The organism is Chitinophaga sp. W2I13, assembly GCF_050434005.1.
Lineage (GTDB): Bacteria > Bacteroidota > Bacteroidia > Chitinophagales > Chitinophagaceae > Chitinophaga.
Genome location: NZ_JBNPWD010000001.1, coordinates 1,009,113 through 1,021,309, shown reverse-complemented (window position 1 = coordinate 1,021,309; position 12,197 = coordinate 1,009,113). Strand labels below are relative to the sequence as shown.

At 48.3% G+C, this 12,197-nt stretch carries 2 protein-coding genes; one reads left to right on the top strand and one right to left on the bottom strand.

The genetic code is table 11. The features are described 5' to 3' along the window. Positions 1–32: 32 nt before the first annotated feature. Positions 33–1,361: an adenosylhomocysteinase gene (gene ahcY, locus QFZ48_RS04040; protein WP_079468905.1), complete on the bottom strand. Its 1,329-nt coding sequence runs from the start codon at positions 1,359–1,361 to the stop codon at positions 33–35. A 517-nt stretch (positions 1,362–1,878) separates the two neighbouring features. Between ahcY and QFZ48_RS04035 the strand changes: the two genes are divergently transcribed. After that, on the top strand, positions 1,879–12,192 hold the full coding sequence (locus QFZ48_RS04035; RefSeq protein WP_429061243.1) for a Calx-beta domain-containing protein: 10,314 nt from the start codon (positions 1,879–1,881) through the stop codon (positions 12,190–12,192). Positions 12,193–12,197: the final 5 nt, after the last annotated feature.

Here is a 12,197-nt window from a genome sequence, read left to right as displayed (position 1 = left end):
CCGCTGCATTTGTATTTGTTAGTCGTAAAAAACTAGTATCTGTAGTAGTCTGGTTTGAATGGACCTTCTGCAGGAATACCGAGGTATTCAGATTGTGCGGTGGTCAGTACATCCAGTTCCACGCCTACTTTTTTCAGGTGGAGACGGGCAACTTTTTCATCCAGGTGTTTAGGCAGTACGTATACTTTGTTTTCGTAGTTTTCTGAGTGGAGCCACAGTTCCAGCTGAGCCAGTACCTGGTTGGTGAAGGAGTTACTCATTACGAAAGAAGGGTGGCCGGTAGCGCAACCGAGGTTTACCAGGCGGCCTTCTGCCAGCAGGATGATATCTTTACCATCGATGGTGTATTTATCTACCTGTGGTTTGATTTCAACTTTAGTGTTGCCGTAGTTTTTGTTTAACCAGGCTACATCGATTTCGATATCGAAGTGACCGATATTAGAAACGATGCATTTATCTTTCATCAGTTTGAAGTGTTCGCCGGTGATGATATCGCGGCAACCGGTGGTGGTTACGATGATATCGGCTTCTTTAACGGCGTCGTTCATTTTCTTTACTTCATAACCTTCCATTGCAGCCTGTAAAGCGCAGATAGGGTCAATTTCAGTAACGATAACGCGGGCGCCTGCACCTCTCAGTGATTCAGCAGAACCTTTACCTACGTCGCCAAAACCGGCAACAACAGCTACTTTACCGGCAATCATCACATCTGTAGCGCGACGGATCGCATCTACGCAGGATTCGCGGCAACCGTATTTGTTATCGAATTTGGATTTGGTAACGGAGTCGTTGATATTGATCGCAGGCATTGGTAAAGTACCAGCTTTCATGCGGTCGTATAAGCGGTGAACACCGGTAGTGGTTTCTTCGCTCAGTCCTTTGATGTGCTGGATCAGCTCAGGGTATTTGTCGAACACCATGTTAGTCAGGTCACCACCATCGTCCAGGATCATATTCAGCGGACGGTCGGGGCTGCCAAAAAACAGGGTTTGTTCAATACACCAGTCGAAGTCTGCTTCATTCAGACCTTTCCAGGCAAATACGGGTACTCCTGCAGCGGCGATAGCAGCGGCAGCGTGGTCCTGCGTAGAGAAAATATTGCAGGAGCTCCAGCGCACCTCAGCACCGAGAGCTACCAGGGTTTCTATTAATACGGCAGTTTGGATAGTCATATGCAAACAACCAGCAACACGTGCACCTTGCAATGGTTTGCTGTTACCATATTCTTCTCTCAGTGACATCAGTCCGGGCATTTCGGCTTCTGCCAGTTCTATCTCTTTACGACCCCAGGCCGCGAGAGACATGTCTTTTACCTTGTATCCGAGGCTAAAGTCAATGTTTGATTTTGCAATTGTTGACATTCTGAATTGTTTTTTGCAAATCTAGGGTTATTTTAACTTTTAACATAACCGCATCGGATATATAAGGCGTTATCTGCCTTAAAAATTTGTTAATCACTGTTTCCGGCCCCCTCACTTATGGTTAGATAAATTAATTTGATTTAATATAAATATTATTATAGATTTGCTAATTAAAATATATGATTTTATATTTAATTGTTTAGAGATGTGTGACAGATGGAAGAGTATGGCATAATTATAAAAATCATAAAAAACGCCCATTAGCGCGTCTTAGGCACCCACCACTATACGATTATAGAGATTATAAATTGCCGGCGGCTGGTTTTTCAGTTTCATCAGAAGAGAAGAAGGAGCAATATTAGAAGCCTGCCGGGAGAGCCAATTACAGAGATTCGCATATAGGGTTTTACAAAGGACTGTTTTTCACATTTTTGACTTAAAATCTATATGTATAAATAGAAATTTACACGCTTATATGTTACTCCTTTCCTATCCTACGAAATTAATTAAGCAAGATATGCCCCATCGTATCCCCGTGTTCCTGTGCCAGGCGTTATTCCTGATAGCCGCTTTTTTCCTGATCAGTACGGGTGTACAGGCGCAGGTAACCATCAACCCCCTTGGAGGAAATACGCTTACCGATGGATTGAGGATAAAGATCAATACGGATGGCACCTACGAGGTAACCAGGAATGGAAGATCTGAATCCAGGAAGGAAAACTCAAGCTCCGTGATGGGGATCCGGTCGAATTTCAAGATGCAAAATACCAGCGGGTTTCAGACCCCGACCCCTATTGACATTAATTTTGAAAAAATATCCGAGGTAATGGGTTCCGGCACAGTTGCGGACCCTTATAAGGTTTGTTTGGTTGACTCCCTCTCGTATTATGAAAATGCAGGAAGAGGGCCATTTGTTGCCACCGTGCTGATGACTATCACCTACGTGGTGCCCAACAGTTACTTTGTACTGGATTATACTTTTTATAACGACAGGCCCTCCACCACTTTTTACCTGTACCTGAGTGAATTTCCCACCATGCAGGATGATCCGGTGGGGCCTATACTGGATAATAACAGAAGCGCTACCGGGTATATGAATCCTCCGGGTGGGGGACCCAATCCGGACATCATAGGTTTTATAAGACCGCCTGGTTTTAATTCCGATTATCCCAACGCGACGGTAGGCGAATTCTCACATACCTATCACGCCTATAGCACCTTTTCTTCCTATGTGGCCAAGTCGGCAGGAGACAGGCAGAACTTTAACAACTTCATGCTGGTAAACGCCATTGATGAAGGCGGCGTAAACACGGCCCCTAAAGGGTTGGCGGCAGGTATCACCCTTGGCGTGAAACCCACCACCAAAGCTATTGGTACCCGTGTGGCAGTTGATTATGGATATGACAATACACCGGTGCATATTAATCTCCAGGGATCGCCCCTTAGTACCGGTACTGATCCTATTTCCGTGTCGTTTGAAAAAGACTCTGCCACCGGCCTGGAAGGAAATAACGGGGATCTCGCCTCACCGGATTTGTACCTGGTGGTGAACAATACCGCTACCGTTACTTCAGAGATGTATGTAAAAGTGGCGTTGGTGCCTCCGTCTGGAGGGTCGCATAATGCGGTGCAAGGAACCGACTTTACTTTTTACGGCGGTTTTATGATTCCTGCGAAAGCATATGTGGCCGGGGATAAAATACGATTGAGCAACATAAAGATCATTGGCAACAATGCCCTGGAATACAGCCGGCATATGACCTTTCAGCTGGTACCCGTTACCGAAAATAAACTGGTGAACATAACCGGGCGAACGACCAGCGTATACACTATCCAGGATGATGAACCCAAACACATTACCTTGTCGGCTCCTGCAAAGATCCGGGAAGGTATTATTGATTCGGTTCGTGTAACACTTCCTCCAGGAGTGCTGGCTTCTGAAAGAACTCAGGTGGATTTATCAGTGGTGGCCGGCACAGAGGCGGTTGCATCAGATTTTACCTATAACAACATTGCTTATATAGAGAAAGATTCCAACGGGGTAAATATCCCGGTAAGACCTGTAAAAGACAGTATCCTGGAAAAAGACGAACTGGTAAATTTCAAAGCGGACGCGGTGGTGATGGGACAACCACAAACTTCTTCCAAATCGCTCCACATTGAGGATGCTACCCGGCTTGATCCTACTTTAACGGTGCTTTCTTTTACAACAGATGCTCCTGCGTTGCTGAAAGAGCCTTACGACGGGCTGGTAACCATATCTTTACCAACCGGTGTTACTACCGATCTACCGATTGATGTGAGCATCAATAAAAAAAGCACTTCCACTGCTACTGATGGTACGGACTATGAACTTACCGGACCCGTTACTATTCCCCAGGGAGCTGGTCGCATCACGGTTCCGTTCAAGATTAAAAGTGATAACGCCATAGAAGGAACAGAGAAGATAGAGATCGAACTTACTGCATCAGACCCTATACCTTCCACTACTTATACCACAACTGTTACACCGTTTGTAGTAAATATCACCGATGCACAGTTGCCAATGACGGCTCCTGTTATCTTACATATTGCTGCCAACAGCATTAATGAAGGCACGTCTCCGGGCGTATGGGCAGAACTGCCAGCGGGTCTTACCACCGAAATCCCTATCCAGGTTAACTTTACGCCCGGCGGCTCTTCAACAGCGGCAGCGGGCACCTATACTTTCCCATCGGGTACCGTTACCATACCAGCAGCCAGGATACTCTCTGATACGGTAATTGTTGGAACCACCACCAACCAGGTGTTGGATGATACCCGCAAGCTGGTACTAGTGGGAAGCACTGCGGATGCAGGTATCCTGGTAAAGGACAGTCTTACCCTGATCATCAACGACGCGACCTCTCCTGCCCAGAAGAAATTAACCATTGCCCCCCTGACGTATCATCTGCCAGAAGGCGATAGTACCCGTTTTACTATTGCGCTGCCTGCCGGATATACCTCTGCAAAAGACATTGTAATTGCGCTGACAAGAAAAGTGGCCGGCTCCGACGCCGGTGTAACAGACTTTGGCTGGATGACGGAAGATACCCTCCGGTTACCGGCCAATACCCCTTCTCCTTATACTACTACTTATACTATTATCAATGCGGTGGGGGATGATCATATTATTGAAAATGACGAACGACTGGGGCTGGCGGGCAGTGTGTTTGGTTTAACCGGATACACCGTGTTAGATACAGCAGTCATCATTAATGATGCCACCCGCAGGAATACTACCAACACAAAGATCACCTTCACGCTGCCATCGGGTGCGGTGAATGAAAATAGTACCAATAATATTGGTTTCAGTTTACCTGCCGGAGTAACCACCGAGATACCGGTTAAGATTACAATGGGCGGCGCTACCGGAACGGCTATACGTAATACTGATTATTACCTGCCTGCGGATACTACGTTTACCGGTGCCTCCGGTATTGCACAGTTAAAAGTGGCATCAGACATCCTGGTGGAAGATGCAGAAGATATACATATCACTCCTGCGGTAAGTGATGCACTCAGCACCGTGTACACGTTCCTGCCGGCAACAATGGACATGAGTATTAAAGATGCGCAGTATCCTTTCCCTACGGGAGATTCCGTATTGCTGACCAGCACGCCTGACCCGGTAACGGAAGGCAGTTCTGCTATCATTACCGCTACCTTCCCGCATGGCTGGAAAGCCGGTAAAGCCTGGACCATCAACCTGGCGAAAGATGCCCTGCGCTCTACGACGGCTGATACCAGTCATGGTACGATCCCTGCCTCCGTGACCATTGCCACCAACGCCGCATCCGGCACTACCGCGGCTATTACCACTAAAACCAACAACGTATTCGACGACGGCGGCTTCATCAAAGTAGATGGCAATGCCGGTAACACCAATATGCCGGCTACCAGCGCTATCATTAATATTACGGATGGTACTGATCCTGCGCAGAAAAAACTGACTTTAACAGCAGTCACTTCCCCGCTTGCAGAAGGCAGCAGTACTGCTTTCACGGTATCGTTACCAGCGGGCTATGCAGCCGCCAAAGACGTAACGATTACACTGGCTGCCAATCCAACCGGTACGGATGCAGCAGCGGCCGACTATACCGCATTGCAGACAAGCATTGTGTTCCCGAAGAACAGCAACACCTTCACCACCGCTGCACCGGTTATTAAAGCCGTTGCGGATGAAGTGATAGAAAAGGATAAACAACTGAAGATAAAGGGTACCGCTACCGGCTATACGATTACAGATGCGGCTATCCAGCTTAATGACGCTACCCGCAGGGATGCGGCTAAAACAAAGATCACCTTCACGCTGCCATCCGGTGCGGTGAATGAAAACAGTACCAATAATATTGGCTTCAGTTTACCTGCCGGTGTAACCACCGAAATACCGGTTAAGATTACATTGGGTGGCGCCACTGGAACGGCTACACGTAATACAGATTATTACCTGCCTGCGGATACTACGTTTACCGGCGCTTCGGGTATTGCACAGTTAAAGGTTGCATCAGATATCCTGGTGGAAGATGCAGAAGATATACATATCACTCCTGCGGTAAGTGACGCACTCAGCACCGTGTACACGTTCCTGCCGGCAACGATGGACATGAGCATTAAAGATGCGCAGTATCCTTTCCCTGCGGGAGATTCCGTGTTGCTGACCAGCACGCCTGACCCGGTAACGGAAGGCGGTTCTGCTATCATTACCGCTACCTTCCCGCATGGCTGGAAAGCTGGTAAAGCCTGGACCATCAACCTGGCGAAAGATGCCCTGCGCTCTACGACAGCTGATACCAGTCATGGTACGATCCCTGCCTCCGTGACCATTGCCACCAACGCCGCATCCGGCACTACCGCAGCTATTACCACTAAAATCAACAACGTATTCGACGACGGCGGCTTCATCAAAGTAGATGGCAATGCCGGTAACACCAATATGCCGGCTACCAGCGCTATCATTAATATTACGGATGGTACTGATCCTGCGCAGAAAAAACTGACTTTAACAGCAGTCACTTCCCCGCTTGCAGAAGGCAGCAGTACTGCTTTCACGGTATCGTTACCAGCGGGCTATGCAGCCGCCAAAGACGTAACGATTACACTGGCTGCCAATCCAACCGGCACCGATGCAGCAGCGGCCGACTATACCGCATTGCAGACAAGCATTGTGTTCCCGAAGAACAGCAACACCTTCACCACCGCTGCACCGGTTATTAAAGCCGTTGCGGATGAAGTGATAGAAAAGGATAAACAACTGAAGATAAAGGGTACCGCTACCGGCTATACGATTACAGATGCGGCTATCCAGCTTAATGACGCTACCCGCAGGGATGCGGCTAAAACAAAGATCACCTTCACGCTGCCATCCGGTGCGGTGAATGAAAACAGTACCAATAATATTGGTTTCAGTTTACCTGCCGGAGTAACCACCGAAATACCGGTTAAGATTACAATGGGTGGCGCCACTGGAACGGCTACACGTAATACAGATTATTACCTCCCTGCGGATACTACGTTTACCGGTGCTTCGGGTATTGCACAGTTAAAGGTTGCATCAGATATCCTGGTGGAAGATGCAGAAGATATACATATCACTCCTGCGGTAAGTGACGCACTCAGCACCGTGTACACGTTCCTGCCGGCAACAATGGATATGAGTATTAAAGATGCGCAGTATCCTTTCCCTGCGGGAGATTCCGTATTGCTGACCAGCACGCCTGACCCGGTAACGGAAGGCGGTTCTGCTATCATTACCGCTACCTTCCCGCATGGCTGGAAAGCTGGTAAAGCCTGGACCATCAACCTGGCGAAAGATGCCCTGCGCTCTACGACAGCTGATACCAGTCATGGTACGATCCCTGCCTCCGTGACCATTGCCACCAACGCCGCATCCGGCACTACCGCAGCTATTACCACTAAAATCAACAACGTATTCGACGACGGCGGCTTCATCAAAGTAGATGGCAATGCCGGTAACACCAATATGCCGGCTACCAGCGCTATCATTAATATTACGGATGGTACTGATCCTGCGCAGAAAAAACTGACTTTAACAGCAGTCACTTCCCCGCTTGCAGAAGGCAGCAGTACTGCTTTCACGGTATCGTTACCAGCGGGCTATGCAGCCGCCAAAGACGTAACGATTACACTGGCAACCAATCCAACCGGCACCGATGCAGCAGCGGCCGACTATACCGTATTGCAGACAAGCATTGTGTTCCCGAAGAACAGCAACACCTTCACCACCGCTGCACCGGTTATTAAAGCCGTTGCGGATGAAGTGATAGAAAAGGATAAACAACTGAAGATAAAGGGTACCGCTACCGGCTATACGATTACAGATGCGGCTATCCAGCTTAATGACGCTACCCGCAGGGATGCGGCTAAAACAAAGATCACCTTCACGCTGCCATCCGGTGCGGTGAATGAAAACAGTATCAATAATATTGGTTTCAGTTTACCTGCCGGTGTAACCACCGAAATACCGGTTAAGATTACAATGGGTGGCGCTACCGGAACGGCTACACGTAATACAGATTATTACCTGCCTGCGGATACTACGTTTACCGGTGCTTCGGGTATTGCACAGTTAAAGGTTGCATCAGATATCCTGGTAGAAGATGCAGAAGATATACATATCACTCCTGCGGTAAGTGATGCACTCAGCACCGTGTACACGTTCCTGCCGGCAACAATGGATATGAGTATTAAAGATGCGCAGTATCCTTTCCCTGTGGGCGATTCCATTATCCTCACGAGTACGCCCGACAACATTTACGAAGGAAGCAGTGCGGTGATAACGGCCACTTTCCCACATGGCTGGAAAGCCGGTAAAAACTGGGTGATCAACCTGGCGAAGGATGCTGCCGCTTCTACTGTAGCTGATGCCCGTCATACGGCGGTACCAGCCAGTGTGACCATCCTGAACAACACCTCCGCTGCATCTGCTCCGGCCATTACGGCGGGTACCAATGCCATACTGGATGATGAAGGGAAACTGATTATTGAAGGCAACAAGGGTAATACCAACATGCCAGCTACCAGTGCAGGTGTGTATATCAAAGACTACACAGAGAAGCAGCCGAACGCAAGGAAAATGACACTTACCCCGGATGCCACCTTGGTTCCGGAAGGCAATAAAGTGATGGTGACCGTGACGGTGCCTTATGCGTCTACAAAAGATGTAAGCATACAGCTGGCGGTAAATAATGCGCTTACTACCGCTAAAAACATTGATGACTATACGCTGTCGGCCACTTCCTATGTGTTGCCGCACGGACAAACCACTGCTACCTTTGAGCTACTGAAAACAGTGACTGACAAGGTGCTGGAGAAGAACGAAACACTGGTGGTGAATGCTACCGTTAATGGATATACGGTTAATAACCTGCCGCTGGCGATACAGGACCTTACCCGCAGCGATGCCGCTAATCTGGCATTGAATGTTAGCGCCTGGAAAACACCACTGACAGAAGGCGATAGCGGCGCGGTAACTATTAGTTTACCTGCCGGCGTTACCACTGATGTACCTGTTCATATATTACTGCCACAATCGGCAGGCAGTGCGGAAGCCGGGCTGGATTACACCCTGGCGCCCGACGTTTACCTGAACAGCGGCAACAGTATCGTTACCGGTTTGAAGATTAAGAAAGATAACTTCACAGAGGGGCCCGAGAATTTTATCATCAATACCAGCGCTACAGATGGCATCAGTACTTACACCATCAGTAAACCGGTATTCACCATTGAGGATGATCCAACGCAGTATCCGCTGCCGGCGCCTGTTGTACTCAACAGCACACTGGCTGCTATTGATGAAAACGGTTCCGGTGCAACGCTGAGTGCGCAGCTGCCCAACAACCTGCTGGCGGGCAAGGACATCACGGTGCATGTAACAAAAGATAAGACGCTGAGTACCGCGGTAAACGCAGATCATAATGCCTTACCATCTCCTTATGATATTATTATTAAAAAAGGACAAAACAAGGGTACCCACACCTTTGTGCTGAAGGCATTAAAAGACCTGGTACTGGAAGATGATGAAACCGTGGTATTTAAAGGCAGCATTACAGATGCTACTTTTAATACCGCTGTTGTAAGAGATACCACCATTACGATCAAAGACAGAACACATGATGATCCGGTTACCGGGTTCATACATCTTACTTCCGTAACAGCGGGTACCAAAGTACTGGAAGGAAATACTTACCAGATGAAGGTAAGCCTGGCGCCAGGTGTTACTGCCAGCAAGGATATCATTGTTACCCTGAACAGGGATGCAACATCCGTAGCAACAGCAGCAGATATTGATAACCTGCCGGCTACCGTAATCATTCCTGCAGGAATACCTGATGCTACCTTCTCTTTTACTGCCAAAACAGACTTTATACTGGAGAAACCGGAGCTGTTATGGATCGCCGCAACGCCACAGGGTTTTGCAGGTATGAAAGGAGATAAATTATCTGTAACGATTGATGACGCTACGCGGTTGAATCCGGATAACCTGAAGGTAGAAATGCGTATTGACTCCTCCGTTATACACGAAGGCAGCAACAGTGATGTGACCATCGGGTTTGTGAACAGCCAGATCATTTCTTCCGAAGATGTAGTGATCAATATCAGCAGAAACGCCGTATCTACTGCAGATAATGCAGATTACAGTGGTGTGCCTGCACAGGTAACGCTGGCTGCCGGAGCACATAGTAAATTATACCAGCTGAAATTAACAGGCGATAATATCCTGGAAGGAGACGAGCAACTGCAATTTACCGCACAGCTGGCAACAACGGGTTATACACTTTCCCAGCCAGGTATGGTGCTGATCCCTGAAACGGGTGATATGCGCGTAGTATTGCAAAAGAACAAAGACGCCGCAGAACCGGCTACAAACGGGGCATACACGGTGAAACTGCCGGGCAGCAGCATTGCAGCAGCTGATGTGAAAGTAGTATTTTACGTAAGCAGCATTGCCGGCACGACCAACATTGCGCCGGTACAAACATCCGCGGTGATTCCTGCCGGTCAGAATAGTATATCCGTTCCCGTGAATGTGATTGACAATAAAGTGATAGAGGGCGATGAACAGGTGAAGCTGGCACTAATGCTGGCACAGATGAAGCGGTTTAATAAGAACATCGCGCTGGATGTAGATGATAAGGATACTGTTACCCTGATAGTGCATGATGATGAAAGCTCTGCTCCGGGCCGGGAGATGATGATTGCGAAAACAGCAGATGCCACCGAGCCGGATGTACCAGGATCTTTCCGTGTACGGTTCTCCGATACACAGTTATCTGCCGTGAAAGATGTGAATGTAACCTATACCGTTAGCGGTACTGCTGTAGCAGACACCCGTTACCGTAAGCTGAGTGGCACGGTGATGATCCCCGCCGGCCAGAATGGTGCAGACATTAAAGTAACACCGATCGATAACAATATTGTAGAGGGAGATGAAGATGTGAAAGTACAGCTGGGCGCAGTGAGCAGCAGTATGGCAGGTATTACCTGGCCGTTATCTGGGAGCGCCGCAGCTGATGTAATCATTCATGATAATGATACGCTGGTGGTGGAAATATCAGCAGAAGCTGTTACTGCGGCTGAAGGAAGCGGTATGAAGTTCACCTTGAAATCGCCCGCATCTGCGGCCTACGATGTGCCGGTACGCCTCCGCATTACGCAGGATGCCGCCCGTACGTTTACAGCCGGTGAAGGTACCGTAAGCGGTAACATCTTAACCATCAACATGCCGGCGCTTACAAAGCAACACTCGTTTATTATCACCACTGGTGATAACGATATCAATGACGATGACGGCTTCCTGAAAGCAGCGATACTGCCCTACATTGGCGGCAGCAGTACCCTGGTATATAAAGCCGGGGCTACGGATACTGCAAGGGTTGCGATCACGGATAACGATCCGTTGACCCTCACTTTTGCTGCCGACAAATTCAGCGTGAAAGAAGGCGATACCGGGGAGAATACACCGCTGAGGTTTAATGTACAGCTGAGCAGGCAAAGTTCCCGTCCGATTACGATTAACTATGATTTTGAGGCTTCGGTAGATGGGGTATCTTATCCTTACATGGACTTCAAAGCCACGCCGGGTAATGATTTCGACAACACAGTTACCCAAACGGTGATCCCGGCGTTGCAGACGATCGGACAGGTAACAGTGAATGTTAAAGGGGATACGACCTTTGAACAGAATGAAACCTTCATCCTGAAGATGACTACGGTATCAGTTCCTTCCGGCCAGCATACGCCAACTTTAGGTGAGCCTTCCAAAGCTACCGGTGTGATCCTGAATGATGATCCGATGTGCAGCAGTTGTGATACAGATGGCGACGGATTAACAGATAAGCAGGAAGACATCAACAGCAATGGTGATCCATTTGACGACGATACAGACGGAGACGGTATCCCTAACTTCCTCGACCTGGATTCTGATGGAGATGGTGTAAACGATGCTGTTGAAAAGTATAGTACGGATGGCCGCCAGATCAATAACAACAGCGGTAAGATCCGCGTACACCCGGCGCTTTCCCCTAACAACGATGGCATGGGAAATGACGTGATGTATATTGAAAATATCGACAAGTATCCAAATAATGAGGTAGTGATATTTAATCGTTGGGGCGGCACCGTATTTAAGTTGCAGCACTACGATAACAAATCGAAGAACTTCCGCGGTAAGGCAAATGCAGGCGGCAGTTCAGGAAATGATGTGCCGGATGGTTCTTACTTCTACAATATTGAAGTAGAGATAGATGGTAAGAAAGAGCGTTACACCGGGTTTATTGTGATAAAACGTTAACGGGC

Bases quoted from the DNA above. Each gene is read 5' to 3' on its own strand.
- ahcY (WP_079468905.1), bottom strand. From the start codon at position 1,361: ATGTCAACAATTGCAAAATCAAACATTGACTTTAGCCTCGGATACAAG.
- QFZ48_RS04035 (WP_429061243.1), top strand. From the start codon at position 1,879: ATGCCCCATCGTATCCCCGTGTTCCTGTGCCAGGCGTTATTCCTGATA.